Genomic DNA, 24,463 nt, shown 5'->3' with positions numbered 1-24,463 from the left:
GCGCGCCAGTCCGGGCGGCGAAATTCACGCGCCAGTTTCAGGACGAATGTCAGCTCACTGGCGAGGACTTTTCCAGACTGACTGGCTCAGTCACAACGACATCCTCTGGGTCATTCACTTCGTGCAAAGGCACCATGCCGGATAACAGCTTTACGCTGTACTCTGCAGCGGAAACAATCTCCAGCGGCCAGGTCATCAGCACTTCATTCTGGATCTGCTCAACGTCTTCTTTCGGCGTTTTGTGCGTCCCTTTCAGAGCGTGGCCATGCCATAAAGACATGGCCACCAGCAGTGCGCCGGATTTAATCGTCATATCCATCGCCGCCTGCATGTCGGCATCAGTGATACTTTCCAGCGACTTCAGGTGTTCAAGATGCTCAATACGCTGCAGCGCCGAAAGTTCGTAGAGCGTGACTGTATTACCGTTACGTTCGAACAGCTCACTTTTTAAAAACATGGGTTACTCCGGAAAGCGGGGCCACAGCCCCGTAGGTCAGGAAACGGTGACTTTACAGGTCGCGACAAACAGCCCGTCGTTGGTCATCACGATAATGTCGGCGGTTTCGGCGGCAATACCGGTTACCGTCAGCACCGTACCGGCGACAGTTACCGTGGCTTTACCTGCATCAGTGGTGGTGGCCCGGAAAGATTGATCGCTCGCGCTGGCTGGTGCCACGGTGACATTCAGCGTGGTGGTGGCACCAGCCGCAACGGTGGTGGTCGATTTATCCAGGCTGACGCCGGTTACGTCAATCACTGCAGCAGCGCTGTATTCAGCAAGACCTGGCTTGCCGTTGTTGCTGATTTTGACAGAACGCGTAATGGTGTCTTTTGCCGTCACCGTTTTACCCAGGCTGCTTACCCAGCCACGGAACACATCAACGGCACCATTCGGGTATTTAATTTTGTACGCCAGCACGGTACCGTCATCAAACCAGCGAACCAGATCCTGTTGCCCACTTTCCGCCGGTTTCCAGGCCAGCGTAAAACTGGCCTCCCCCGCCGATTTCTGACCCTGTGAAGTAGACGTCCAGTCAGCATCAGCATCATCCAGATAGGTATCATCGTTTGATTCAGCAGTCAGTTCGCCGGGCTGCAGGTCTTTAATCTTTGCCAGGCGCGTCCAGTCAATATCTGATAATGGGTTGACGAACGGGTTGCCCGATCCGGAATAAACCCAGAGCGTGGTGGTGGCACCCTTTACCGGCGCCAGTGGGTTTGGTGTTGTCATTGCGTCCTCACATTTCGTAGGTAATGGAATATTTCAGATCAGCCGAACTCCACAGCCCAAGATCGTCATCGCGCTGGTAGTCATACCCCTGCTGCACCATGTTAGTGATCAATGTGGAAAGTCCTAGCACATTGCCAAGCACCGGATAAATACGTGACTCCATCCAGTCATCGAGCCCGGAATCGGGTACCTGCGCTGGTAAAAAGATTTCGATATGCAGCGTGGCCTGCCAGATATCAGCATCCAGTTCTTCGCCGGTATACCCGGCATCCGTCAGGAAGACAGCGACCGCCGGAAAATCCCCCTCCTCCAGTACTGCTGGACGTCCGTCAAAATAGAGCGCGTCTTTACCAATATGACTCTCCAGCGCATCAATAATCGCCTTTCTAATATCAGTGTGTTTCATCGTTTCAGAATCAGCCTGAGTTGGTTTGTAAGGGATGCCCGAAGTTCTTTAGGCATATCCGATTCCACTAGCTTCGGCAGCTCATCTTTAAATGCGGTCGTCAGTGGCGCTGCCAGTGGAATGCTGACCACTTCGATCGGGTAGCGGGGTCTGGATGTCCGTCGCATCACATGCCAGCGGCCATTTTCCAGTTGTTGAATAAAGGCCCCGGGGAAACGAAAAGGGCCAATACGCAACACACTATTGGCCCCTTTTTTGTCCCGTTTTCTGCGGGATAACCGTACGCTGGCGGTACCCAGCTTTATCGCGGGCAGGTTGCCCCGGTTCACGCGAATCATTGCCATCGGCTTTTTCACCGTGGCGCGTTTTATCTTCGCACGTTGTTTTACCAGCTTGCGCGGCACCCGCGTATCTTTCGAGACAACAGCAACGCTTCGGCTGACTGCCCGGGTGGCGACACGGTTAACAGCCTGCGACGAGGCCCTCGGAACCGCCGTTTTGCTGATGCTGTTCAGGTTTGCTATAGCCTGTTCAAGCCCTTTTAAAGACATTGTTTCCCCTTAACGGCGCCGGGTCGTTGCAGGAGGAGCACCCGTACCAAGCCAGACATGGCAGGAGCCACAGTCATCAGGACCAATACGGTCAACCCAGAAAGGCTTTCCGTTAATATCCAGCGTATCCAGCCGCGCCAGCTGCCCAATCGTTGCTGATTTCACAAATAGCGACGGGCTGGTCCCCTCTACACGGATGCCGGGTGTGGCGTAACCGATATTTTCCGGATCATCGAAAACACCACTCAACGTGACGCCAGAAATCGCGCCGGACGTTACCGTTGCAGAAGTCCCCATAACCTGCCGAATAGTGTCATCGGCCTGTATTATTGCAGCATCAAAAAGGTTATCGAAATCAGCCACACAGCTCCCCTGTTAGTGCTCGCGGACCAGTCCGAGTGCAACCAGACTGTCCGCATCCGCTTCTGTCACGCGGATCACGGTCCCCGCCCCCACAATAGATACCCATTCATCGCGGGTCGCGTGCAGCGCCTCAATGTGCAGCGTGGCCAGCGTTTCGACGGCCATCAGTGCGTCATCTGCCCTGCCGCTTAACACAGTATCCACTGGCGGCACGGGTTCTGTGGCGCCGGTGGATGCACTACCATCACTCACGCCACTATTTTCAACACTATCGGTATCCGTGCCGTCATTCAGCTCTTCCTCCAGCTCTGCAATGCGCATAGAGAGCTCCTGAATGGTGCCACTGGTATTCACTTCCCGGCCAAGCTGCGCGCCAAGCTCATTAAGTCGCGCAATCAACTTTTCTTTTTCAGTCATAAGAACAACTCCGGAACAGGGCCCCGCAGGGCCACAGAATAGACATCAGGCGAGTTTGACTGACACAAACGCATCCGGGTCAGCCAGCAGCATCAGCGGTGCAGACTGGATCATGGTGAACTCACGCGCCGGATCGCCTGTCTGTACCCAGTTTTTCGGATAACGCGTGGAAGCGTTAATGCCTTCACGCTGGGCATCCACATCCTGAATGCAGCCGTAGGTGCGCAAGCCGCGGGCCTGGGTATTACCCAGCACCATGCTCAAATCTGGCAGGTAGTTCTTTTTGGTGTCGTCTTCAATGTATTGCCCGGAATAGACGACAATGGCCACATCACCATACATTCCCTTATAGGAGACCGCTTCACCCAGATCCTTCAGCGCCGTTTCCAGTTCAGAGTTAGAACCCCGACGGGTGTCGAGCTTCTCTTTTACCGCTTTGAATGAACGGAACAACGCCCAGCCCTTAGGATCAAAGACGATAATATTGACCACGCCGCTGGCGTTCAGCGCATAGGTTTCAATATCGTCAGTAGGGTCATAGGTTTCTTTGTCGCGAGTGCTCCAGGCCGCAGCACCTGCCTGGATGATGTTGTTTCCGGCACTGCGTCCCATATCCACCTCAACCGGTTCAAACGCTTCGCCGGTCATGGTGTATTTACCGTTGAGGACAGCAGCCACCGCCTGTTTCTCTTCCACCTGGGCAATCGCCAGCTCCTCATCCTTCATGTTCTGCAGGATAATTCGACGGCGGCGGTAGGCCGGGTCAGCCAGATTTTGCGGATCTTCATCCGGCAGGCGACGCAGCGTCATCTGTGGGTTTACCTCGTGCTTGGGTTTGACGTAACCCGGCGTAAACTCTGACGTTGCGCCGCCGCGGGAGCGGATAACCTTGCCGGAAATAACAGGCGAGACATACAGCGCCATGTTGACCATGCCCGGAATTTGCGACAGATACACCTTCTCGGTGCTGAAGGGGTAGCTTTCACGGAAGAAGATACGCAGGAAAAGCGGGTCGAACTTGAATTTCTTCTCATTGACCGCCAGCAGTTGGGCCGTTGTGTAAATTGACATAGATGTTTCCCGTAAAAAAAGCCGCGATGGCGGCTTCTGTGGATGATGGTTAGTGTTAAGTCGGATGTCAGACGATACTGATGGCTGTACCTGCGAATGCGTTGCGTTTGATGTGTTCATCCGTCACCGCATCCGGCCAGAGCACATCTTCAATACGGAAAGAGCCGGACTTATAGAATGCCAGCTCAGTGCTGCTCTGGTCGGCAGACACCGCCAGAACGCCACAGGCAGCCCCCGCATGCTGGCCATCCCAGACGGTCAGCTTGCCGGAAGTGGCATCCAGCATCAGGGGCGTCATCGCCGGTACTGCTTTCGTCAGTTCACCAGGTGCAAAACCGGTATGCGCCGGATCACTGTTCCCGAGGGGCTGATTGTGCGTAAATTGTTCAGTGTTAGACATGTTGACCTCTTAAACAGGCGTATTTAACAAATCGTCACCCGCTTCGGCAGAAGCGCTACCTGCCGTTACGGTGCCGGGTGCGGTTTCCATCAGACGATCCAGCGCGGTATCCGTACGCGCCTGGGCACTCTGAGGAGCCGCGGCAAGGATGCGCTGGGCACTTTCCACCGTCATCCCTGGCGTTTCCGCCAGCGCGCGCGCCTGTGATTCACGCCCTTTCGCCTCTTCACAGTTCAGGATCCCCATAATGCGACCTTTTTCGGCTGCGACCGCCGCTGCCAGCTGGCTGCTGATATCAACAGTTGCACCCGCTGCAGGGTCAGTAACGACCGCAGCAGGCACGTCAACGGTGGTCACGGTCTGGTCAGCAGATGCTGCTGGTTGAGTGGTATCTGCGGATGCAGTAGTACCTTTCATGCTTCCTCCTCGGGAAATCATCGTTCGTTTATGAATTGCATCGCGCATAACGTTCAGCGCATCCATATTGTTGACCAGCTGCTCCGCCAGGCCGTTGTCTACTGATTCCTGGCCTGAAAATACAGCGGCTTCAGTATCAAGAACGGCCTGTACCGACATGCCGGTATAACCTGCCACCTTTTCAGCGAACATCTGCCGGGTAGCGTCAATACGCGCCTGAAAATCTGCGCGTACCTCTTTGGGTAATTTCTCGTAGGGGTTCCCATCCACCTTGTGATCGCCGCTGTAAATCAACGTGACCTCAACGCCGCTGGTTTTAAGGGCGGCGCCGTAATTGCTGTGGGCCATCATGACCCCGATAGATCCCGTTCTGGCCGTCTGCGTCACAAGCCGACGTGATGCCGCACTGGCAATCAGCTGGCCAGCGCTGCAGTTCATATCGTTGGCTAACGCCCAGATGGGTTTGGTATCCCGCATACGGGCGATGATGTCCGCACAGTCAAAGGCACCCGCCACCATTCCACCTGGCGTATCCATATCAAGAAGAATGCCGTCTACACCCGGATCGCTGATTGCCTGCTGGAGGCGGGCGATGATGCCGTTGTACCCCGTCATCCCCGAATACGGCTGAAGTGAGCGGGTTTTACTGACCAGCGTCCCGGAAACAGGCAGCACCGCGATACCATCAGTGACCTGGTAGCTTCGCGCCGGCTTTGGTCCCATGTCCTCATCATCACCAAAGAGTGCCAGCGGTTCAGCCATCTGCTCTGCGCCAAGCGTCACGCCCGACACGGTGTCGGTCAGACGGGTGATACCTAACTGACCAGCGAGAGCACAAAAGAAAACCCGCGCATAGGCGGGTTCAAGTAAAAGCGGCTCATTGAAAGCCATACTGGCAATGTGCGGGAGATTACGCAGCTCTGGCGTCATCGGTCCCCTCCTCATTCGATTTTTTCAGTCCAGACTCAAAGGCCGAAGCCGCCCACGCTGGAGGTTTAAGGCCCGCAGCACGACGCTCCATCGTTTCACGAACCTGCTGGGCAAAGATTTCCTGATAGTCTTCCCCGCGTTTGGCGCATTCCTTCTCATAGGTGCTCAGCCCCGCTTCAATGAGCATGACGGCCTCCTGCACCTCCTTCAGGCCGTCAATGGCCATTCGCCCGGAGCCGATCCAGTCAGCATTTCCCCAGGCGCTTCTCGCCTCCTGAAAACTGAACCGGGCTTTAGACGGTAATGTCACTACCCGGCGAACAATGGCCTCTTCCAGCCAGCATAAAAACATCTGACAGGCCTGGCGGGAGGCAACAAATTTGCGACGCCCCATAAAGTACGCCCAGGACTCGTTAGCACTGGCGCGGGCGGTGGAATAACTCATCTGCGAATAGTTGCGAGAGAGTTGCTCATATGACACACCCAGCCCTGCAGCAATGTAGCGCAGCAGAGATTGTTCAAACGTCGAATAGCCGTTATCAGTATCCTGCGCTGACTGAAGATTCAGGGAGTCGCCCGGCATCAGATGCGGCACCTTCGCGCCGCCGAGACGAACCGGCGCCGCGGTATAGTACGAGGCCATCTCCCCCAGCCAGCCGGTCATCTTGCTTTGCTGCTCTTTACTGTCTGAGCCAAGAATAAAGTCCATCGCGGTTTGCGTATCAAGCTCACTTTCAATCGTTGCGGCATACATCGCCTTGACAATCGCGCTCTGGAGCTGCGTATTCTGCAGCGTATCGAGCATTTTCATTTGCTCCATGACGCTGTAAAACACGTTGGCACCGCGTGTCTGCCCATCTTCCAGGGGTTCAAATACGTGGATAAAGGAAGGCCGCCCGCCGGGCAATTCACGCGGGATGTAGGTCCACTTCTGCGCCATCCACCCCGGATAGCCATCCTCTCTGACGTAATATCCCAGCGCGGCGCCACTGTCATTTGTTCTGACACCTGCCCGGCAGTTTCGCGTGTCTCCGGCGTTATTGGGGTTGCTGATGCGTTTTGGGCTCACCATTTTGAACTGTGTGCGGAAAAGACGCGTGGAATCACTGTCCCAGGTGGCCTGTGCACATAACTCACCGTTAAACGCATGCATGGAAATACCTTCACGGATCATCATGGTGAATGTACGCTTACGTTCCGCATCAATGCAGCAGCAATCGTCCTCCGCAAATTCTTTCCAGGCCGCCTCAACTTCACAGGAGAACGCCCGGGCCTCTTCCTCCCCAATGCACAGAAAACGCCAGCTGGGCCGATAACTGAGCCGGAAAAATGACCCGACAATGTGATCCTGGTGGAGCTGTACCGCGTTTGCCGCATAGCCGTTATTGCGGACCAGATCGTCAGCGCGCGCGTTACCACGGGAAAAATTAGGCAATAACGCAGCATCTGCGCTTTCACTCGGTGGGTTCCAGGCGCGGAGTTGACCGCCAAAGCCACCAGCACCGCCATGATATCCGGCATAATCCCGCAGAGCGGTTTTACCGTCCGGTCCTAACAAAGCAGGTGTTTTCATGCGTAAAATCCTGCCGGTCCCCGGCGTCGTGGAGTGGTGCCAACCTGTGACTCAAGTTCGGCAATGTATTTCTTCAGGTCACTGACGGAGGTCGCAGTGAACTCAACCCGCCGGCCGTCTTTTTGCACCGTGGCTACCCGCTTTCCCATCATGAGGTCATGCAACGCAGCGCGGGCGGCATCCAGATCTGTCTGTGTCGCCATTATTCATCTCCAGATAATGCCCGGGCATAATCAGCCAGGGTTTTGTTATTGGTCCGGCTTCCCTCTTCCTCCTGCAGGCTCGCGAGCAGTGAATCAAGATTCAGTTGCCATCGCGAAATACTGATCCGCAGGGCCGCCAGCGCATAAACGAAGCAGTCCAGCGCCTCATTTCGTCGCTTTTTGCTGTCCCAGACGATTTTCTTACGCCCGTCCACCCATTTTTCAACCTGCTCCTCAGCAGTAAGTTGCTGTGCCTCAGCCAGATCGTAAATTTCGGGGTTATTGGGAAAATGCACGGCTCCGGCAAGAGGTTCACTCCCTTCCGGCTGAAGTGTGAAGCGGTTATAAATCTGCTCCTTTGCGGTATCTGTACCCACTTCCGTCAGATAAACGCCGTTCTTGTTGCGTTTACGCGGCATATTCGCGACGGGCTTGCCGTAAACGGAAGCCCCTTTAATCGGGATCACGCGAAACAGGCCATGCTTTTTTGAGCGATTGTAGACAATGGTGGGGTCAATACCGCCGATATCCCAGCAGATACGGGATACCGACATTTCCACGCCATTCTTTCGGAGATAGGTTTTGTTAATCGCCTCGTCCACCCTGACGAGGGTCGCTTCATCATCATGACGGCCCATAATGATCTGCCGGTCAATCAGCCAGCTTTCCTCACCGGGTCCCCAACCCCAGACGCGCATTTCATATCGATCCAACTGGGAGTCGATCCCGGCTGTCAGATAAGCAACACACTCCGGTACGGATGCGCCGAAGAACTCTTTGCGTTCGGCCATGAGCTCCGCATCAGGCCGTTCACCAATTTTAGGCTCCCATGTTTCGCCCAGAGTGGTGTTCACGAAGGTTTTACGCTTTCCGGTATCCCCTTTCGTTTTTAGCCAGTCTTTGACGATCTGTATCCAGGTGGTAAACGGGCTGTATGCCGTCCAGATGTGAAACGTCACGCTGTCTGGCGGGTCGATTTCGGTACCTGTTGATGAAAACCAGGATAAACCGTCGCGCGTCCAGATCCCGGTGGTGTCGCAGATGTAACGTGCTTCAGTGAAATCCAGCTCCTGCTGCTTAATGACGCAGGCATTATGTTCACACAGGTAAAAGACGCTGGAGGGTTCGCCCGGTGTCCATTTCAGCCCGAACGGAGTCTCTTTGTCGCCGAATTTAAGGTACTGCTCTTCACCACAGTGCGGACAGGCAACATGAAAACGCATGAAATGCCCGGATTCGCTGGCAGCACGCTCAATCTGGCAGGTTCCCTTTGTTTTTGGCGTTGATCCGCGAATAGATTTAGGCCAGACAGAGCCCTCAATACGTTTGTCACCGAGAAACGTCGGGGAACCCTCTTTCTCAATATCCTCATCAAAAGCTGCGAGTTCGTCATAGCCGGCAACATCCACTGACTTTTCACGATAGTTTTTCGCCGCCTTACCACCCAGACACCAGAACCCGCGACCGTTGGAGAAACGTTTCATACTGAGCGTATTATCCCGGTGCTTTTTGCCATACCAGGGGGCCAGCGCCAGAAGTGACGGAATATCGCGGATCGTTGGTTCAATATGCGACTTCATGAAGTTTTCGGCGTCACCATCAGTGGGCAGCCAGATAAGGGAATTTCGCTGCTTGTGCTGAATAAAATACGCATAAACACCCAGCAACATTTTTGAATAGCCAACACGGGCAGACTTAACAACGTTGACCTCACGTATGTAATCGTTACCCATCGCATTCATGATCGCGCGCTGAAACGGCAACGTTTCCCAGCGCCCTTCCTGGTAGGCCGACTCTTTGGGGAGATAGTAATTATCGTCTGCCCATTCAACCGCTGTTTGCGGCTCAGGTCGATACAGCGAAAGTAGCCCTGCGCGCGCAGAGTGCTGCAGCCCCTTAACCTGACTGTTCGATATATTCACTCAGCAACCCCGGTATTATTTCATCCAGCGCAGCTGCTTTGTTCATGGCCTTAATGATGTCCTTCTTCAGGAAATCAATATGTCGGTTTTCCAGCTCCGGGAAGCGCCGCTGAACCGACAGAGGAACTCCATCAAGAATGCTGGCTACTTCTCCGGCCATCCGCGACAGCACGAACGTGCAGAATGCGGTTTCCACCACCTCAGCGGAATCTTTTGCATTTTTTAGTTCCTGGGCATCTGCCTGCGCTCGGGTGAGGCGGTGACGCTCATAGTCAATCGTACCTGGCTGGAGATCGGAATCCGATGCAAGACGAAGGTCTTCCACCTCCTTGCGTAATTTCTCATTCTCAATCGCCGCGTCGCGTGCGGAATACCATTCGATAGCCGCGGAAGATTCATAGAGGACCTCATTACCTTTTCCACCGCCACGTGCTACAGGCATTCCCTGATCCTGCCAGTTCTGAATGGTTCGCACGCTGACCCCAAATATTTCAGAAAGACGCTTTTTGTTGGCCTCCATAGCTCACTCCATGCACAAAAACAGAGAAAGGAAACGCCCTCTGGCTATTTAGCCGTTTTTTAGGCTTATCATTTCCTTTCTTTTCAGGGTGTGTTTACAGTTAAAACAATGAATTAGCGAGAAGAAGAACGGAAACGGCAAATGCCTGAAAATTTTCATAAATAGCGAGAATCTGCGAGGTCGCCGCCCCGTAAGCATCTAAAATGTCCAGAAGGACCCAAACAAACTTAGCGACGAATTTTTTAAATACAGCGATATTACAATGGGTTATAATACCTGGTAATTTAAAACAACTTAGCTCAAATTAAGAACTCAAAATGTTAGAAAAATTCGCAAAAATAATTGTAATTATATTCATGTGGAGTATTTCAATGATTTTATTTGATGTTTTCATCTCTAGACATCTAATAATAAAATACGAACTATCAACCATAATTGCTGGTTTAAGTTGCATGGCATCAATCTTAACTGTTTATCTAGCATTTAGCATTGCCCAAAACTGGGGTGCTGAAAAAATCAAAAGTGCTGTATTCCAAGGAGCAACTGATTATCTTGTATTTTCAAACTCCATTATTGGAGTTGTAACATTCCTAGATAAGAACATTGAAGCGAGAATTTGTTACCTTAATAATTTCTACGGAAGCAACGGGATATTTACCAAGCAAGACGAATTAATAAGAGAATGTAGAGCCTTCTCCAACTCCACACAGGAATTACGTTACCAAAACTATCAAAGCCTATATAAATCATTACGTTATCATAGCGTCACTGATACTAAATTCAAAGAATACATTGAAAACTTGCATCGAGCCTTTTCTGCATATTTAGGTTTTTTAGAACAACCAATCATACTTAGTAACGGTGCATTTTCAATTAACCCGAAATTATATTCAGCCAAAAAAGAAATACTAAAAGATGAAAATGAAGTTATTGCCAACTCTTTGAGCAAACTTAAAACCGATGATTTAGTAGACTTAAAAATGGCAATTAGACATATAATCAATTAAAATATCATGTGCCTTTCAGATCTTTCCTTTCTGAAAGACAATAGTTTGATAATTAGAAATAAATTAAAATACGCAACGTGGTTTAAATACATTATTTCCTGAAATTTTCTATACTCCGAATACTGGCGAGATCATTGTTTCCCTTCTCGATGACCGCCAGTAACGGCTTAATCCACAAAACAGCCTGACAATACGTCATTGAGCTGGTGGCAACGGAACGATCATCGGCTGCGTCAGGTCTGTCGGTATCGGTGTGCATGGCGCTGGCACGTAAACGGTGCGCGTATTCGAGCAACCCACCAGCGACATCAGCAGGAACAGGCAGATCACATGTTTTTTCACGGCGGAGAATCTCCCGGTATTCAATTACAGTCTCTTCGGTGCTGGCATCAATCATGGAGTTCAGCCTGTTGGCATGCTCTGCTGCCTGGTTAAAGCGATTGAAGTTAAGAGACTGGGTTGCGATGACCTGCCCCTGCAGCGTGTTATCGTTGCGTAGCACTTTGTTATCGCTCTCAATGATACTGGCGTCGGCACAACTCTTTACCACAGCAATTGAGAGGCCCGCGATTATCACGATTGCGACTGGGAACAGGTTTAATTTCATTGTCACTGGTCTATCCCCCAGCACGTTAGCGCGCTTTCCTGGTCACGTCGCTCTACCTGACCGTAGCAGCCGTTCTTCTGACCTTTGGTCAACCGACAATCGCGACCGCCATCTTTAATCCACCAGCGGATTGCTTCACACGCTCCTTTTCGATCGCCTGAGTTGATGCGCTGATAGAACGTCGAAGGGAAACACTTACCCGGACCGATGTTGTATGGACAGAAGGAGGCAATGCCGACCTTTTGCGGTTCAGTCAGCGGCACATGAATATTACGCTGTACCCATGCCAGCGCTTTATCACGCTCAATGGCATTAACTTTTTTGCATTGCGCCTCGGTGGCCGTCATTCCTTTGATGACTGGCTTGCCTTCGATAACTGTTACACCGTGGCAAAGCGACCACACGCCTCCCGGATCCATAACAGCAACAAGCGCGTTACCTTCTTTCTCGCTAATGAACTGGTCAAATAGCGTTGGTGCAGAAGCGCCAACGGCGATAAGCGCCAGCATTGCCGCGCTGAGTTTTGCTCTGGAGGAAGCCATATTAATTATCCTGGGGAGGTGGAGTAACATAACCGCGAGCCAGCGCCTGTTCATAGGCCTTGGTCTGTCGCCGTTTGAAGTAAAAGTTGACGAAGAAAGTCAACAGGCCAATCACAAAGCCGCCAATAACGGCAACCAGGTTCCAATCAAGGTCATGCACCCATCTGGCGACACCGCCCCAGCAAATGAGGCCGCCGGACGCGCAATACCCCACGGCCGAAGCAATTTTGTCAGGCATAAGTCTGTGCATCTCTCTCACCTCCGAACGTTTCGGGGTGCTGTATTGGGGAAGTTCAGGCGTCAGGGAGTGTTTGTTAAATAGATATACTGACGACGAACCCCTGATCGAAATGAAAAAGGCCACCGACTAGGTGACCTTAGATGAGCCGAAAAGTATTGTTAACTGGCTCATATTGTGAGCCGAATAAGGAGAGGTTAACGTTTTTTAAGACAGTGTCTTTAGTATCAGCAAAGCATTACCTGAAAACAAAAAAAGCGCCGTAGGCGCTTTTAAAGTATCTGTTTAAAAAATTAACTAAGACCTTCAGCCTTACGCTGGGCCATTCGTTCTTTCAGAGCCGCCGAACTGAACACCTTACCCCGAGAAGAACCAGAGGTCTTTACGGCGACTCTAGGTTTCTGTTCAGTAGTGTTGTTCATACTCGTTCTTCCTTTTGCAGCTAGACTGTTTTGTGAACTATACGCTCGATCATCAACCTGGTCAAAAATTTTAGTCTCAATCTCTAGTTCTTTAGCATCCTGCTTCTCCTCGTCAAGCTGACCAGCAATCAATTCCCTCAATTCTTCTTTGGTACCAAAGCGTTCATGAATTTTTGCTATTATTGCGCAGTGATAAGATTCGAGTTCAGGACTGGGAACCCATGCCAAGCAGTCGGAAACTACTCCATCATCTCCCCATACAATATGTGCAATTTTTCCACCAGAGCATTCGTCTAGTTGGAATGCATGCTGCATGCATGTAGTGATGAGATTATGTCCATGCTCTGGAAATTTAAAAGGCTTCCCAGAATTCAGAATGATCCCCATTGAGTTGATAAATGAGTTCAATGCGTAGTCAGACCCAGAACCAAGCCCGTAAAAAATGCACCCATGTTCCTCAATCCTTGAGGAGCCATACTCGTAAACAATCTTTCCTGTGGAGCGATCAATTTCAATCAACTCGTAGGTTCGCATATCCAACTCAGCAGCCTGCCCCATTAGCTCAGCAAACTCCTCATCAACACCGATCAATGAGCCAATATACATAGATAATGCGGAAAGAATCGCATCTATATCACCGGAGAAAAACAGCAAACTATCATTAAGCGCATAAAACTTTTTGAAAGGAGCTGGTGCAGGCCTATCCTCTGCATCAGTCCATAATTCATCGGCAGCAGTAAAAACTGAGTCTTGAGAGATTATCGTAGTCATTACTAATTGTTATATAAGCTTTTTCTCAATCATATCTCATTAAACCCCGCATTGGCGAGGTTTAAAAATCTTTTTAAGTCAGTGGCGTAGAAACCACCCTTAACACGTTAAACTAAAAACTGCGGACCGCACTAGCGTTTTTTTGACGGTTTTCCATATACACAACCGGGTCCATTTCTAAGGGAATATCCAGCATCGAGAGACACCCTTCAATGAAGCCCTCTGCCATCTGCATTTCAATGCGGATCTGCTTTTCGCTTTTCTTACGGTGCTTCGCCATCTGGCGCTTTGACACCCGATATATGTAATGCACGATCAGGAGCTGATAATCGTATGGCCTCTTTCTGTTCAGGCGCGACATACACCCCTCGATTACCAGACCATCATCATCGGTGCACTGGAGACGAGTTTTACCGGTTTGCGGCAGCAGCCCTTTAAACCCCGCGGCAATCGGTGAATAATCAACGGTACATGAGTCACTCGCGGCCCATGCTCCCCACAAATCTAAAACTTTCTGCATATCACGCATTGCTCATCTCCATACACTTACGCTTTAACTATTACGCCGATCGCCAGTGCTCGATCCATAAAACGCAGTAGCAGCTCAAGCTGCGTACCATGCTTCTGCTCAAATGCCGGTACATCGGCGTGTAACTCGTCGTGGCACTCTCTGCACAGAGGGATCACGAAGAGATCATGGGCTTTTGTTGCTGTCCCCCCCATACCGTGCCCTACGATATGGTGCGGATCATCTGCTGGCCGTCGGCAACACTCACAGGGTTGTGTTTTAACCCAGCGGGTGTACGTCTCATTTACCCAGCGGCGACGTTTTGGCCTGAGCATGAAAGACTCTGGCGACTCCGGATCAACCTTAAGGGTGAGAACCTTCTTCGCCTTCTCCTGCACGAGGCAGGTTGCAGACGCGGAAGGCACAAGGTCGCTTTCTCTCATGACAGAACGGAGCGTCTCATCCGGAAGCCGTAACCCCTTATGTGCAACGCTTTCCGGAATAACATCAGCCAGGTCGTTTCTGACCATCCACCAGCACAGTTCCGGAAGCGTCAGGATATGCGACTCGGGAAAACCAGAATCACGCCTAATGACTTCCAGAATCCAGGATGCCAGGTTTCCTGCCGCTATACCTGCAAGCTGTTCGGTATGCTGCCCCGACAAAGTGTGATCGCAATGCCAGCACAGGCGAATACTTCCTGGTGGGTGCCGCATTGTTGTGAAGTTCTTGTCGTGCCACGTTGAATGTGGCCACTGGCATTCAAACCGATTACTCAACCATTGCTCAAGGGAAGGAAGTCCACCGGCACGCTGAATAACCCTCTCATTCTCGAAGACCTGACGCATTACCGGATCATCAGCCAGCGGCTGAATGGCTGCCGGAACAGCCCCGGTACTGAATGACGCCATTTCTTCTGGTTCAGGCTCGAGCAGAACGCGACCACGCATGAAGAGGTGCATCAGTTCTGCACCGGGACGGAACAACACAATCCCCATACGATGGGCGATCTCGGGGGTAAGCAGAGCTCTCACGCGACCTGCCCCCTGGCAATGTGTTCTGCCCACAGTCCACCAATCCAGCGCACGCCTTTCGCCGTGAAACGTGCCTGGCTGAATGCATGATTTGAGGTTACGGATGTGCCGGTTTTCACTTCAAAACGGCCCGCATCAATATGCTGATGCCGTGGGGTCATCGTTCCGCCAAGGCGATACATGATGTCGTTCTCAAGGAGGAATAACCGCAGATCTGGCTCTTTGGCCTTAAGCAGTTTTGCCACCTGGCGGAATGACATTGACCCACTGGCTGTACAGTACCGATCAACAAACTCTACCTTCGGCGCCGCGGCAGCAAGTTCGTTAGTCAACTGCTGTTTTTGTTCTGCAAGGTCAGCTGCAAGACGTAGGGCTTCAGAGAATGATTGAGGAATCGTCTGCTGCTGTGCCTGCTCAAGCTCCTGCCAGCGATCAACCAGACGCGCGGTAAACTCCGGCGACAGCTGCGCGACAACGATATAACTGTCCCGCTTCCCTATCAGATAAACCGATACCGACTGATTGAGGTGATTTTTAACTTCCCCCATTGGGGGGAGTTCAATAACACCGCGCTCTGCCAGGCGTTCAATGGACCGTTTAACATGGTCATGTCGTGATTCCACCAGCTCAGCAATATCGCTGCTGGACATGGTTAATGCTGTTGTTGCTAACTGGCTCATACTTTTCTCCATATCAGGCGGCTGCACCCGCCGGTTCATATCTGCTGATCGTTATCTCTACCCGACCTTTCGGCACTACGGGTCCCCATTCCACCAGCATGCGCTTAATCTGGCTGTCGTCTTCCCAGACACCCGCATGCGTCAGCGCGTCAAACAGGGCTTTGTTGTAATTATCGATATCCCGGCGGCGCGCATCCGGCGGGTACAGTGTGATTTCTACCGCTGCCAGTTCAGTCGATGGCTTCGGGAGACGTCGTAATTGCTCAATGATCGCCACGCAGGCAGCGCTCTGGTATTTACGGCCATCAGCGCTAATGAGGTGACGACCGGCCAGCGGCCCCTTGTTAGGGGCGCGCCAGTAAGTGTTCACGCTCGGAGGAAAAGGCAGTACCAGTTTCACGCGGCCTCTCCCCGCATATTGCGAACAAGTTCAGAAGCAGCAGTAATGATTTCGCTGGTGGCAGTCCGCTCCAGCCAGAGTTGATTGATATTGGCTTTCAGCTTGTGTTGCAGTGACTCATCCAGCATGTCAGCACCATCCACCTGGTCGAATACAATTCCAACCTCCAGCGGCCAGATACAGGACTCGGGAAGCGGATCCGATACTGGTTTAGCTTTCTCACGAATGTGCATGCGGATCTGGCGAATATTGGACCAACTGGAAACATCCAGGCTTCCCATAGCTACAATGAAATCAGTGCTGTTCATGCCATATTCACCGGATGCTTCAAGGGCAACAGTGCGAATACGTTCCGACATATCCAGGCGCGCAGCAGCGTCATCGAATTGAATCGACAAAAGCCACTCATCTACACCGAACAAAATGCTTTCGAGAATGAGCAGTTTGGCCTTGTCGATCGTTAATGGTGATACCTGAGTGAATTCCGGTGCTTCGACAGAATCCGCCGCCCAGGTATGCCCAAACTTCGATTCACTAAATGTGTATTCTTCTTTATCGCCGAACGCAGCTCTAACGCATGCCCACGCCTCGACACCGCTGATATCAAAAATATCTTTCTGGGTAAGTGGCAACTCTGCTTCTGGCTTGTCAGCTTCAGATGGTGTGGCAGTTGCAGGTTGAGACTTGCTGGCAGCAAATTGCGCCAAAGTCATAAACGCCCGCCCTTTTGCCTCCAGTTCTTTGCGGTTGATATAGCTGAACCGCTCACCACGCCATGACTTATCGAATACAGCTATGGCACCGGCAAAAAACGCGCTGGTGGGCTTCTGTTTTTCGTCAGCAGGTACAAACCACACAGGCAGATCGAACCCAATGCGTCCGCGAATGAATACAATGTGATCGGCATCTTCCGGCCACCACGTTTCACTCGGCGCAGCCTTTATCAGGAACACATAGCGACCGCCCTTTTCACGCTGGGCTGCAGCGTAGCTCATGATGTGCGTCATGCCAGTGATCGCCTGTTTCTCGTGGTACTGCGAACGGCTATACGGGGGGTTGCCATAACCAGCGCCACCCAGTTCATCCAGACGTTCAGACCAGTTCTGTTTCAGCGCGTTATCTTCGGCGGTGTACCATGCCGGGCACTTCGCGTTGTCGTCGTCAGCAAACAAGTCCAGAACTAATGGACCAAATAGCGCGTTGATACCCCAGAAAAGCAGATCCGGTGTCCGCCACTGATCGCCAACTTCTTTCAATTCGTGGGCTGGTTGGCTACGTAGTGCAGCCAGCGCCTGGCAATATTTGTTTAACGTCATCCTCTGAACCCCGCAGGAATCGTTGTATCAACCGGACCAAAAGCCATCACATCGCGATTTTTCGCCCCCCAGTCAGCGCGTTTAGGCCGTCCCTTCTGATTCCAGCGGGTAGCGCTTTGCAGATAGCTTTCGAATTTCTTCGGGCCAAACAGCGTTTCCGGCCGCATGTACTGGTACTGCTCGTCGTTCTCGTGCCAGTGCTCATGCTTCAGGTCGATAACAAGTTGCAGGTCTGCAACGCTGTATCCCTCACGCAGTCGGGCGCGGATGTTCTCTAGGGATGTTTTGGATTTCTGATACCGAGATCCGCTGATCTTGTTCAAATGGGTCAGAACCAAAATTGCCTGGTCGGTAATCACAACTTCAGGGTCTGGTTGCGCCGCAACCGGACAAGAGGGTTTTGAACTTACTTGTGGATCTTGTGTTGATTTTACTGACGGATCCCCGCCAGATTCTGACGGGTCAAAACCGCCATTTTTGCCAGATTTCGACGGGTCAGTTTTTGAGGCGTCAAAATTTGATGCGTCAGATTTTGACGTGTCAGAATCTGACAGTTGAGAAAATGCGGCAGCCTGAAGTTTCGCCACATTCAGGCGGTATACGTTCGAAGCATTACGGTTACCATTACGGCGCTGTGTGCGCGTGAGCCAGCCATCTTTTTCAAGCTTTGCGATTGCCGTTCTGATAGTGCTCGGCCCTGCGCCAAGCTGGCGAGCAATAGTTTCAATGGACGGCCAGCACACACCTTCATCGCTGCTGAAATCAGCAAGGCGAGCCATGATCGCGACACTAGACAACTTCATGCCCGACGCCGCGCAACCATCCCATACGTAGCCGGTTAATTTAGTGCTCATGATCGTCCGTTATCTCCCTGAACTTCTGCCTGAATTGCTCAAGTGGGCTGAAACATTCGTGCGGGTAGCCATCTCGCAGATAGATAACGCGCTGTGTTTCTGGCTCCCAGCGGATAACACGGACTGGCACTCCACGGTGGTCTTTGAACCTTCGGTTAAGTTCGCACACAGGCGTTTTGCCCTCCGGTTGTAGACCCCCACAATTGAAACCGCCCTACTGTGGTTACACGGAACCCAGCGGTTTGATAATCTGCGTTCATACCGAAACAACGGAGTACCCGAAACCGGGATCATCCTGAGTTGCGGTAGACGGTTAAAAACCGTTAAACTGCTCATGCGGATTATTTCTCCATACTCGAAGAGTTGTTCGCCAAGGCGCCCGGAGCTGCACACTCGCGGGCGTCACTCTTTTCTGGAAGGCAATAAACTCGTGAAATCAGGTTCAGGAACGTCATAAGCGTTACCCGGAACTGGTAGGCGATTTCATTCAGACTGTCCCACTCCCCTTTATCAACTACACCATCATCGATGTATCGACGGTATGCGTTGACCAGATCCCCAAGCCTGCCCACCAGCTCAGCCAGCTTTAAGCCAATTTCTTCGTTCTCTGTTTCTGGTGCGGCACCAGGGATATGAATCCCGTTATCTGTTTGACGAGAAAACGCATCTGCTATGTAGCTAACACCGGCGGCTTTCTGTAGCACCATCGCCCATCCCATAGGGAAGATCTGATCCCCATCCACACGAAGGCGGTTAAACAATGCGTTCTCTGTCACGCCCAACCATTCCGCCGCCTCGGCATAACCACCAGGTAGATCGGTGATCGTTTTTTTTATCGCCGCCACCAGCCATGCTGGCTGACGTTCGACTTTCCAAATAGGTTCGTTACCCACAGCTCCCCCCTTATTCCTGTGGTTTGAGTTTTACTGAAGCATCGCTACGCTTTTCGTAAAGGTCGGGATGAAAAACCAATTTCCCCCCGGTCCGATAGGCTGCTTCAGCTGCACGCCCTTTTGGGATAAGACGACCAGTTCTATTACGCCACTGGTAAACAGCCTCGCTTGTGATTCCAAAAAATTCGGCAACCTTCTCAGTACTTCCGAAGTAGTTTTCAATATCATCGGTTGTCATAACGCCTCCTTAGCTAAGTTTGATTAGATATTAATAACAAATCTAACTTTGGTCAATAAAAACTAAGATTGCTTAGCCTTTTAATTTATTTATGGTGTTCAAATGGAAACTGTCGGTCAGCGCATCAAAGCTCTCAGGCGCATAACCAAAACCTCGCAGAAAGAACTGGGTAAGTTCTGCGGTGTTAGTGATGTGGCGGTTGGGTATTGGGAAAAAGACGTTAATGTGCCAGGCGGCGAGTCACTAGCTAAACTTGCAAAGTATTTCAACACCTCAATTGATTACATACTTTATGGCACTGAATTTGAAGGCAATCTGATAACCAAGATGCAAAGGATTCCGGTGATATCCTGGGTTCAGGCTGGACAGTTTACAGAATGTAAAGCAGCAGAGGTTTTCAGCGAAGTAGATAAGTGGATAGAGACATCACTCCGGATAGGGGATAGCTCCTTTGCATTGGAGGTTAAAGGTGATTCGATGACAAACCCAAATGGCCTCCCGACAATCCCTGAAGGGGCAACAGTCATAGTAGATCCAGATGCAGAGCCACTTCATGGAAAGATAGTCGTAGCCAGGCTTGATGGGACAAACGAGGCTACTATAAAAAAACTTGTCATCGATGGGCCTCAAAAGTTCTTAGTTCCCTTAAATCCACGCTATCCAAACATTTCAATTAACGGTAATTGCCTGATCATTGGCGTTGTCAAAGGCGTTCAGTACGAGCTTTAACCCACCTCTAACCTTCCTCTTAACATCAAGCTAAGAATAGTTTGGTGTTTTTTCTTGATCTAAAAGCTAAGTTAAGTTAGATTTTGTTCATCAACAGCGAACAGGCAGGACGCCCACGAAGTAGCCGCCAGTGGCGTATGAATAATCGGATGATTCGCCTAAGTGTGGAGATAGTCAGTGGATAAGAATGCGAAAGCGCTTTTTGAGAAGATTGCAGACTTAGAACAAGCTGCAAAACGAGGGTTGCAGATTAACGAAGAGCTCCTACAGCCATTTGCTGAAGGACAGGTCATATCCGTTGATTACTGCAACGCAACGTTAAAAAGCTGTGCTCTGTTTCGTAAGTGGTTTAGCGAGTACGTCGGATCATAAGAATTGATTGCTGTTCAGACATGCCATAACCCTGAACGAAAACATCAATATCTTCATCCTCAGTCTCATTCAGAAATGTTTCGCCTCCGAGGCTATGGAGATCTCCGGATATGACGTGCCCTTTCTCAACATCATATCCGCCGAGCAGCTCTGCAACTGTGAACTCCCCCATAGGGTCACGGATAACGATATAACCGATACGGTGCTCATGATGAACGACGACTCCGCGCATGCTATTTCCTTCTTGGCTGTGTGAGAACACCAAGATACCACCGCGCCTGATGTGGTTAGAAGCAGGCCAAAGCAATAACAAATACTTCCCTGTTCTGGCGGCCCGGTGTTTTCCCGTTTGTCCGGTAACCGCCAGCCTTTTTCAGGGCTCAACATGAAAGCGCGTTCTGTCCCTTAACCTATAAGGTCAGCCGTTAATCCAAAGCTACCGGAGCGCGCTTCCAGTTGCGATGTTAGCTTAAAGAGAGCAACGGACTTCTAAGCCGTGGGTCGTAGGAAAAGTTAACTGATTTAATCTGCTGAAAGTAGCGATATACACGGCAGCGGAGAACCGTACGAATATTTGATGTTAAAACCCGGGTGCAGCTGGGTTATATGGAGAATGACGCATGATTCAGATGTTAACTCTTGAAGAATGGGCAACTGATAAATACAGAAGTAATCCACCTAGCGTCTCGACATTGCGCCGTTACGCTAAGCAAAACCTCTTTTCTCCACCAGCCATGAAGCAAGGTAGGCTATGGAGAGTGAGAGAGGACGCGGAATTGGTTGGAGAACTTGCTGCGCCGGTTATTAAGAAATCTGATTCACCAAAATTGCAAAGGATCCTCAGCGATGGCTGCGAGACCACGTAAAAATAATGTATCAATACCTAACCTCTATCCACTATACAGTCGTAAGGTCAATAAAGTGTATTGGAGGTACAAGCACCCTGTAACTGGGAAATTTCACAGTCTGGGTACTGATGAAGCTGAGGCTAAAGCAATTGCTACTGAAGCGAACGCGAGACTTGCTGAGCAGCGTTCAAGACAGGTACTGGCTATAAGCGATCGAATTGCTACCAGTAAGGGTAAGGCAATTACTACAGTTACCTGGCTTGAGCGGTACTGGAAAATTCAGGAGGAAAGATTCGCTTCAGGTGATATCAAGGAGAATACGTATAAACAAAAAGCCAAGCCAGTTGCACTTCTTAAGGAACGTGCGGGAATGAAGCTCATATCTTCTGTTGATGTCAGGGATATTGCTCAAATTCTTGAAAGTATCTATCTGCAGGCCAACCAAGAATGGCACAAGTTGTTCGTTCAGTGCTGATCGATGTATTCAAAGAGGCCCAACACTACGGTGAAGTGCCGCCTGGTCACAACCCTGCCCTTGCTACTAAACAGCCCAGGCGCAAGATTACCAGACAACGACTTAGTCTCGAGGAGTGGCAGAAGATTTTCGATATCGCAGATAAGAAACAACAGTATATGGGGAATGCAATGCTGCTTGCCCTTGTGACAGGGCAACGTCTTGGTGACATATCCAAAATGAAATTTAGCGATATATGGGATGATCATCTGCATATCGAACAGGAAAAAACCGGCAGCAAAATAGCTATTCCTCTTTCCCTGCGTTTGAATGCAATCAACTGGAGCCTGCGCGATGTTGTAGCTCGCTGCCGTGACTATGCAGTCAGCCCATACCTTGTACATTTTTTTCGTACGACTTCACAGGCTGAACGCGGCGCACAAGTTAAATCAAACACATTAACAATGAATTTTAGTAAGGCGAGAGATCTGGCTGGGATTGACTGGGGAGAAGGAACTCCCGCTACGTTTCATGAACAACGCTCTCTATCTGAGCGTCTTTATAAAGTACAGGGATTAGATACTCAAAAACTGCTTGGCCATAAAACACAAAAGCAAACTGACCGCTATCATGACGATCGAGGTAAAAACTGGATAAAGGTAGTGTTAAAAAATTGTAGGCTCTAGCATGGCAAATTCCCCCACACACATTTACTGGGCTGAAAATAACATCGTATCTCAATTATTAAGTAGCACGGCGAATATCATATTCGCCATACGTATAATAAAAACATGAATTATTAATGCTCATTCAATAATGAGCCAAATATATTTTGGATTCAGAAAGCCAAGAACTGTCATTCTCTCTTCCAGAAAGTCAGTAACCAACTGTATCGATCTCCCCCTATTTATTTATATTTTTTGTTCACCTTAATCAGTGATTCATTCTCATCATATTTTCCAACAATCCCGTCCTGTTTGAGACGCTCAAGCAGTGAAAGATCGGCAGGAGTATTTGGAATGCGGGGTTTGTCGTAACCAACCTCAGTCAGCCTGGCATAATCACCACCAAGTAACTTCAAGATTGAAAAGAGCTGTTCACGGCTAATCGATCTCAAATGAGGTTCCAATAGCAATATGATCAGTTGCGCTGAAACTCCCTCTTGTGCCATTTTATACACGATAGACGGTTGGCAAATCTTTCCATGCAACGAAGCGAATTGAGCAAGTTTTTTAATACCTTCAGGATTTGCATCTTCTATATATTCTGCTGCTTGTTCAACAATTAGATTTTTAATTTCGATGTTAATTGCATCATTGAATCGCCACGGATAATCTAGACACTTCCGAGCCGTTGATAATACTGGTTTTCATATTCTGTCGGTGACATCTGATTGCTCGAACCATGCCGACGCTTACTGTTATAAAACATTTCGATGTAATCAAAAATATCGCTGCGGGCTTCTTCCCGCGTTCCGTAGATCTTTTTCTTTATCCGTTCGCGTTTCAGCAACTGGAAAAAGCTTTCTGCAACCGCATTATCGTGACAGTTACCGCGACGGCTCATGCTCCCCTCCAGGCCGTGTGATTTCAGGAACGACTGCCACTCATGGCTTGTGTACTGACTGCCCTGGTCCGAATGAACCAGCACCTGTTTTTGGGGATTACGCCGCCATACAGCCATCAGCAGTGCGTTCAGGACAATGTCCTTTGTCATCCGGGATTGCATTGACCAGCCGATAATTTTGCGTGAGAACAGATCAACAACCACAGCAAGATACAGCCAGCCTTCGTGGGTCCTGATGTAGGTTATGTCCGTTACCCAACGCTTATCCGGAGCATCCGGATTGAACTGTCGCTGGAGCCTGTTGGGCGATACGATACTGGCCTCGCCTTTGCGTGCCCGCGGGCTCCGGTACCCGACCTGAGCCTTTATCCCGGCACGATTCATCAGTCGCCAGACTCTGTTCACTCCGCACTGTTGACCGCTATCCCGCAAGTCCAGATGGATCTTGCGATAACCATAAACGCAACCGGACTCCAGCCAGAACTGTTTGATCTGTCCCGTCAGTCTTAGATCTACCTGGTGGCGCTGAGAATACGGTTGCTTAAACCAGGCGTAAAAGCCACTGGGATGAACATCCAGCACCCTGCAGAGCAGACGAACAGGCCAGCAACGGGAGTTGTCACGAATAAAGGCGTACCTCAGTCGGACAGCTTTGCGAAGTACGCCGCGGCTTTTTTTAATATGTCTCGTTCGTCAGTAACCCGCTTCAACTCCTTCTGGAGTCGGCGGATCTCGGCCTGAGCATCTGACTGTTCTTTATTAGTGGATGAGTCCGGACCGTACTTCTTTATCCAGGCGTAAAGGCTGTGGGTGGTGATATCGAGACGTGTTGCAACGCTGGAAACAGAATGACCGCGATCAATAACCTGTTTGACTGCTTCAATTTTAAACTCTTCGGGATAACGTTTACCGCTCATGGGCACCTCTCTTTAAGTCATCTTAAATGACTCCGAGGTGTCTGTTAAACCCGTGGCGATTCA

General features: G+C 50.5%; 32 protein-coding genes and 1 pseudogene. 4 read left to right on the top strand and 29 right to left on the bottom strand.

All coding sequences use genetic code 11. The annotated features are described in order from the left end of the window. Positions 1 to 49: 49 nt before the first annotated feature. The 13 genes from gpG to OGX90_RS09900 all read right to left on the bottom strand — a co-directional run bounded on the left by gpG (position 50) and on the right by OGX90_RS09900 (position 10,004). The gene (gpG, locus tag OGX90_RS09960; protein WP_286623706.1) at positions 50 to 457 is read right to left on the bottom strand and encodes a phage tail assembly chaperone G; all 408 of its coding nucleotides are present in this window, start codon (positions 455 to 457) and stop codon (positions 50 to 52) included. 36 nt (positions 458 to 493) lie between these two features. Beyond that, positions 494 to 1,231: a phage tail tube protein gene (locus tag OGX90_RS09955; RefSeq protein WP_286623704.1), complete on the bottom strand. Its 738-nt coding sequence runs from the start codon at positions 1,229 to 1,231 to the stop codon at positions 494 to 496. Positions 1,232 to 1,238: 7 nt separating this feature from the next. After that, positions 1,239 to 1,637, bottom strand: a complete 399-nt coding sequence (locus OGX90_RS09950; RefSeq protein WP_286623701.1) for a phage minor tail U family protein — start codon at positions 1,635 to 1,637, stop codon at positions 1,239 to 1,241. Next, positions 1,634 to 2,188 (bottom strand): phage tail protein, encoded by a 555-nt coding sequence (locus OGX90_RS09945; protein WP_286623699.1) that lies wholly within the window; start codon positions 2,186 to 2,188, stop codon positions 1,634 to 1,636. Before OGX90_RS09945 ends, OGX90_RS09950 begins: the two co-directional genes overlap by 4 nt. A gap of 9 nt (positions 2,189 to 2,197) precedes the next feature. Further along, positions 2,198 to 2,551, bottom strand: a complete 354-nt coding sequence (locus OGX90_RS09940) for a head-tail joining protein (RefSeq protein WP_286623697.1) — start codon at positions 2,549 to 2,551, stop codon at positions 2,198 to 2,200. Between the two features lie 12 nt (positions 2,552 to 2,563). After that, a complete protein-coding gene (gpFI, locus tag OGX90_RS09935) occupies positions 2,564 to 2,968 on the bottom strand; it encodes a DNA-packaging protein FI (protein ID WP_286623695.1) in 405 nt (134 codons plus the stop codon). A gap of 45 nt (positions 2,969 to 3,013) precedes the next feature. Continuing rightward, positions 3,014 to 4,039 (bottom strand): major capsid protein, encoded by a 1,026-nt coding sequence (locus OGX90_RS09930; protein ID WP_003034798.1) that lies wholly within the window; start codon positions 4,037 to 4,039, stop codon positions 3,014 to 3,016. Between the two features lie 67 nt (positions 4,040 to 4,106). Then, the gene (locus OGX90_RS09925; protein ID WP_003826193.1) at positions 4,107 to 4,439 is read right to left on the bottom strand and encodes a head decoration protein; all 333 of its coding nucleotides are present in this window, start codon (positions 4,437 to 4,439) and stop codon (positions 4,107 to 4,109) included. A 9-nt stretch (positions 4,440 to 4,448) separates the two neighbouring features. Beyond that, entirely contained in the window at positions 4,449 to 5,786 is a 1,338-nt protein-coding gene (locus OGX90_RS09920) for a S49 family peptidase (protein ID WP_286623692.1), read from the bottom strand. Continuing rightward, complete coding sequence (locus OGX90_RS09915) at positions 5,767 to 7,359, bottom strand: phage portal protein (RefSeq protein WP_286623690.1); 1,593 nt, start codon at positions 7,357 to 7,359, stop codon at positions 5,767 to 5,769. The genes OGX90_RS09920 and OGX90_RS09915 overlap by 20 nt, the downstream gene beginning before the upstream one ends. Then, on the bottom strand, positions 7,356 to 7,562 hold the full coding sequence (locus tag OGX90_RS09910; protein WP_003034782.1) for a phage head-tail joining protein: 207 nt from the start codon (positions 7,560 to 7,562) through the stop codon (positions 7,356 to 7,358). The genes OGX90_RS09915 and OGX90_RS09910 overlap by 4 nt, the downstream gene beginning before the upstream one ends. Further along, the gene (locus tag OGX90_RS09905; protein ID WP_286623688.1) at positions 7,562 to 9,484 is read right to left on the bottom strand and encodes a phage terminase large subunit family protein; all 1,923 of its coding nucleotides are present in this window, start codon (positions 9,482 to 9,484) and stop codon (positions 7,562 to 7,564) included. Before OGX90_RS09905 ends, OGX90_RS09910 begins: the two co-directional genes overlap by 1 nt. Continuing rightward, positions 9,459 to 10,004: a terminase small subunit gene (locus tag OGX90_RS09900; protein WP_286623685.1), complete on the bottom strand. Its 546-nt coding sequence runs from the start codon at positions 10,002 to 10,004 to the stop codon at positions 9,459 to 9,461. The genes OGX90_RS09905 and OGX90_RS09900 overlap by 26 nt, the downstream gene beginning before the upstream one ends. A 371-nt stretch (positions 10,005 to 10,375) precedes the next feature. Here OGX90_RS09900 and OGX90_RS09895 point away from each other — a divergent pair, with 371 nt between their 5' ends. Further along, entirely contained in the window at positions 10,376 to 11,011 is a 636-nt protein-coding gene (locus tag OGX90_RS09895; RefSeq protein ID WP_286623683.1) for a hypothetical protein, read from the top strand. Between the two features lie 91 nt (positions 11,012 to 11,102). On the opposite strand, the gene OGX90_RS09890 is transcribed toward OGX90_RS09895, so the two are convergent. The 13 genes from OGX90_RS09890 to OGX90_RS09830 all read right to left on the bottom strand — a co-directional run bounded on the left by OGX90_RS09890 (position 11,103) and on the right by OGX90_RS09830 (position 19,514). Then, the gene (locus OGX90_RS09890; RefSeq protein ID WP_286623680.1) at positions 11,103 to 11,618 is read right to left on the bottom strand and encodes a hypothetical protein; all 516 of its coding nucleotides are present in this window, start codon (positions 11,616 to 11,618) and stop codon (positions 11,103 to 11,105) included. 2 nt (positions 11,619 to 11,620) lie between these two features. Next, complete coding sequence (locus OGX90_RS09885) at positions 11,621 to 12,160, bottom strand: lysozyme (RefSeq protein WP_286623678.1); 540 nt, start codon at positions 12,158 to 12,160, stop codon at positions 11,621 to 11,623. A gap of 1 nt (position 12,161) precedes the next feature. After that, a complete protein-coding gene (locus OGX90_RS09880; RefSeq protein WP_286623675.1) occupies positions 12,162 to 12,410 on the bottom strand; it encodes a class II holin family protein in 249 nt (82 codons plus the stop codon). Positions 12,411 to 12,691: 281 nt separating this feature from the next. Beyond that, positions 12,692 to 13,591, bottom strand: coding sequence for a hypothetical protein (locus OGX90_RS09875; RefSeq protein WP_286623673.1), 900 nt, complete (start codon positions 13,589 to 13,591; stop codon positions 12,692 to 12,694). A 112-nt stretch (positions 13,592 to 13,703) separates the two neighbouring features. After that, positions 13,704 to 14,120: an antiterminator Q family protein gene (locus OGX90_RS09870; RefSeq protein WP_286623671.1), complete on the bottom strand. Its 417-nt coding sequence runs from the start codon at positions 14,118 to 14,120 to the stop codon at positions 13,704 to 13,706. Positions 14,121 to 14,137: 17 nt separating this feature from the next. After that, complete coding sequence (locus OGX90_RS09865; RefSeq protein ID WP_286623669.1) at positions 14,138 to 15,133, bottom strand: DUF968 domain-containing protein; 996 nt, start codon at positions 15,131 to 15,133, stop codon at positions 14,138 to 14,140. Further along, positions 15,130 to 15,813 (bottom strand): phage antirepressor KilAC domain-containing protein, encoded by a 684-nt coding sequence (locus tag OGX90_RS09860; RefSeq protein ID WP_065944768.1) that lies wholly within the window; start codon positions 15,811 to 15,813, stop codon positions 15,130 to 15,132. Before OGX90_RS09860 ends, OGX90_RS09865 begins: the two co-directional genes overlap by 4 nt. Positions 15,814 to 15,826: 13 nt before the next feature. Further along, the gene (locus OGX90_RS09855; protein WP_003034741.1) at positions 15,827 to 16,213 is read right to left on the bottom strand and encodes a RusA family crossover junction endodeoxyribonuclease; all 387 of its coding nucleotides are present in this window, start codon (positions 16,211 to 16,213) and stop codon (positions 15,827 to 15,829) included. Next, the gene (locus OGX90_RS09850) at positions 16,210 to 17,529 is read right to left on the bottom strand and encodes a phage N-6-adenine-methyltransferase (protein WP_286623666.1); all 1,320 of its coding nucleotides are present in this window, start codon (positions 17,527 to 17,529) and stop codon (positions 16,210 to 16,212) included. The genes OGX90_RS09855 and OGX90_RS09850 overlap by 4 nt, the downstream gene beginning before the upstream one ends. Further along, on the bottom strand, positions 17,526 to 18,383 hold the full coding sequence (locus OGX90_RS09845; protein WP_286623665.1) for a conserved phage C-terminal domain-containing protein: 858 nt from the start codon (positions 18,381 to 18,383) through the stop codon (positions 17,526 to 17,528). Before OGX90_RS09845 ends, OGX90_RS09850 begins: the two co-directional genes overlap by 4 nt. Further along, entirely contained in the window at positions 18,373 to 18,552 is a 180-nt protein-coding gene (locus OGX90_RS09840) for a DUF4222 domain-containing protein (protein ID WP_286623663.1), read from the bottom strand. Before OGX90_RS09840 ends, OGX90_RS09845 begins: the two co-directional genes overlap by 11 nt. Positions 18,553 to 18,724: 172 nt before the next feature. Then, positions 18,725 to 19,276 carry a YmfL family putative regulatory protein gene (locus OGX90_RS09835; RefSeq protein ID WP_047722332.1) on the bottom strand — a complete coding sequence of 184 codons (552 nt, stop codon included), beginning with the start codon at positions 19,274 to 19,276 and terminating at the stop codon, positions 18,725 to 18,727. Positions 19,277 to 19,286: 10 nt separating this feature from the next. Beyond that, positions 19,287 to 19,514, bottom strand: coding sequence for a Cro/CI family transcriptional regulator (locus OGX90_RS09830; RefSeq protein WP_003826141.1), 228 nt, complete (start codon positions 19,512 to 19,514; stop codon positions 19,287 to 19,289). Positions 19,515 to 19,616: 102 nt separating this feature from the next. Between OGX90_RS09830 and OGX90_RS09825 the strand changes: the two genes are divergently transcribed. After that, positions 19,617 to 20,243 (top strand): LexA family protein, encoded by a 627-nt coding sequence (locus OGX90_RS09825; RefSeq protein ID WP_286623661.1) that lies wholly within the window; start codon positions 19,617 to 19,619, stop codon positions 20,241 to 20,243. 349 nt (positions 20,244 to 20,592) lie between these two features. Here the strand turns inward: OGX90_RS09825 and OGX90_RS09820 are convergent, their stop codons facing one another. Continuing rightward, positions 20,593 to 20,847: a hypothetical protein gene (locus OGX90_RS09820; protein ID WP_079902980.1), complete on the bottom strand. Its 255-nt coding sequence runs from the start codon at positions 20,845 to 20,847 to the stop codon at positions 20,593 to 20,595. 388 nt (positions 20,848 to 21,235) lie between these two features. Here OGX90_RS09820 and OGX90_RS09815 point away from each other — a divergent pair, with 388 nt between their 5' ends. Both OGX90_RS09815 and OGX90_RS09810 read left to right on the top strand, forming a co-directional pair. Continuing rightward, positions 21,236 to 21,481: an excisionase gene (locus OGX90_RS09815; RefSeq protein ID WP_008784452.1), complete on the top strand. Its 246-nt coding sequence runs from the start codon at positions 21,236 to 21,238 to the stop codon at positions 21,479 to 21,481. Continuing rightward, a pseudogene (locus OGX90_RS09810) lies at positions 21,462 to 22,603 on the top strand (site-specific integrase). Before OGX90_RS09815 ends, OGX90_RS09810 begins: the two are co-directional and overlap by 20 nt. Before the next feature lie 221 nt (positions 22,604 to 22,824). Here OGX90_RS09810 and OGX90_RS09805 read toward each other — a convergent pair. Together OGX90_RS09805 and OGX90_RS09800 are read right to left on the bottom strand one after the other, a co-directional pair. Further along, a complete protein-coding gene (locus tag OGX90_RS09805) occupies positions 22,825 to 23,088 on the bottom strand; it encodes a hypothetical protein (RefSeq protein WP_286623659.1) in 264 nt (87 codons plus the stop codon). 164 nt (positions 23,089 to 23,252) lie between these two features. Continuing rightward, positions 23,253 to 24,400, bottom strand: a protein-coding gene (locus tag OGX90_RS09800) for an IS3 family transposase (protein ID WP_155959297.1) whose coding sequence is annotated in 2 segments (ribosomal slippage) — positions 23,253 to 24,163 and positions 24,163 to 24,400 — 1,149 coding nt in all. Because the reading frame shifts where the segments join, the coding sequence is not laid out codon by codon here. Positions 24,401 to 24,463 lie beyond the last annotated feature (63 nt).

Source organism: Citrobacter sp. Cpo012 (assembly GCF_030333015.1).
Classification (GTDB): Bacteria; Pseudomonadota; Gammaproteobacteria; order Enterobacterales; family Enterobacteriaceae; genus Citrobacter; species Citrobacter portucalensis.
This window is presented reverse-complemented; position numbering and strand designations above follow the sequence as displayed.

Bases quoted from the DNA above. Each gene is read 5' to 3' on its own strand.
- gpG (WP_286623706.1), bottom strand. From the start codon at position 457: ATGTTTTTAAAAAGTGAGCTGTTCGAACGTAACGGTAATACAGTCACG.
- OGX90_RS09955 (WP_286623704.1), bottom strand. From the start codon at position 1,231: ATGACAACACCAAACCCACTGGCGCCGGTAAAGGGTGCCACCACCACG.
- OGX90_RS09950 (WP_286623701.1), bottom strand. From the start codon at position 1,637: ATGAAACACACTGATATTAGAAAGGCGATTATTGATGCGCTGGAGAGT.
- OGX90_RS09945 (WP_286623699.1), bottom strand. From the start codon at position 2,188: ATGTCTTTAAAAGGGCTTGAACAGGCTATAGCAAACCTGAACAGCATC.
- gpFI (WP_286623695.1), bottom strand. From the start codon at position 2,968: ATGACTGAAAAAGAAAAGTTGATTGCGCGACTTAATGAGCTTGGCGCG.
- OGX90_RS09930 (WP_003034798.1), bottom strand. From the start codon at position 4,039: ATGTCAATTTACACAACGGCCCAACTGCTGGCGGTCAATGAGAAGAAA.
- OGX90_RS09925 (WP_003826193.1), bottom strand. From the start codon at position 4,439: ATGTCTAACACTGAACAATTTACGCACAATCAGCCCCTCGGGAACAGT.
- OGX90_RS09920 (WP_286623692.1), bottom strand. From the start codon at position 5,786: ATGACGCCAGAGCTGCGTAATCTCCCGCACATTGCCAGTATGGCTTTC.
- OGX90_RS09915 (WP_286623690.1), bottom strand. From the start codon at position 7,359: ATGAAAACACCTGCTTTGTTAGGACCGGACGGTAAAACCGCTCTGCGG.
- OGX90_RS09910 (WP_003034782.1), bottom strand. From the start codon at position 7,562: ATGGCGACACAGACAGATCTGGATGCCGCCCGCGCTGCGTTGCATGAC.
- OGX90_RS09900 (WP_286623685.1), bottom strand. From the start codon at position 10,004: ATGGAGGCCAACAAAAAGCGTCTTTCTGAAATATTTGGGGTCAGCGTG.
- OGX90_RS09895 (WP_286623683.1), top strand. From the start codon at position 10,376: ATGATTTTATTTGATGTTTTCATCTCTAGACATCTAATAATAAAATAC.
- OGX90_RS09890 (WP_286623680.1), bottom strand. From the start codon at position 11,618: ATGAAATTAAACCTGTTCCCAGTCGCAATCGTGATAATCGCGGGCCTC.
- OGX90_RS09885 (WP_286623678.1), bottom strand. From the start codon at position 12,160: ATGGCTTCCTCCAGAGCAAAACTCAGCGCGGCAATGCTGGCGCTTATC.
- OGX90_RS09880 (WP_286623675.1), bottom strand. From the start codon at position 12,410: ATGCACAGACTTATGCCTGACAAAATTGCTTCGGCCGTGGGGTATTGC.
- OGX90_RS09875 (WP_286623673.1), bottom strand. From the start codon at position 13,591: ATGACTACGATAATCTCTCAAGACTCAGTTTTTACTGCTGCCGATGAA.
- OGX90_RS09870 (WP_286623671.1), bottom strand. From the start codon at position 14,120: ATGCGTGATATGCAGAAAGTTTTAGATTTGTGGGGAGCATGGGCCGCG.
- OGX90_RS09860 (WP_065944768.1), bottom strand. From the start codon at position 15,813: ATGAGCCAGTTAGCAACAACAGCATTAACCATGTCCAGCAGCGATATT.
- OGX90_RS09850 (WP_286623666.1), bottom strand. From the start codon at position 17,529: ATGACGTTAAACAAATATTGCCAGGCGCTGGCTGCACTACGTAGCCAA.
- OGX90_RS09845 (WP_286623665.1), bottom strand. From the start codon at position 18,383: ATGAGCACTAAATTAACCGGCTACGTATGGGATGGTTGCGCGGCGTCG.
- OGX90_RS09830 (WP_003826141.1), bottom strand. From the start codon at position 19,514: ATGACAACCGATGATATTGAAAACTACTTCGGAAGTACTGAGAAGGTT.
- OGX90_RS09825 (WP_286623661.1), top strand. From the start codon at position 19,617: ATGGAAACTGTCGGTCAGCGCATCAAAGCTCTCAGGCGCATAACCAAA.
- OGX90_RS09820 (WP_079902980.1), bottom strand. From the start codon at position 20,847: ATGCGCGGAGTCGTCGTTCATCATGAGCACCGTATCGGTTATATCGTT.
- OGX90_RS09815 (WP_008784452.1), top strand. From the start codon at position 21,236: ATGATTCAGATGTTAACTCTTGAAGAATGGGCAACTGATAAATACAGA.
- OGX90_RS09805 (WP_286623659.1), bottom strand. From the start codon at position 23,088: ATGGCACAAGAGGGAGTTTCAGCGCAACTGATCATATTGCTATTGGAA.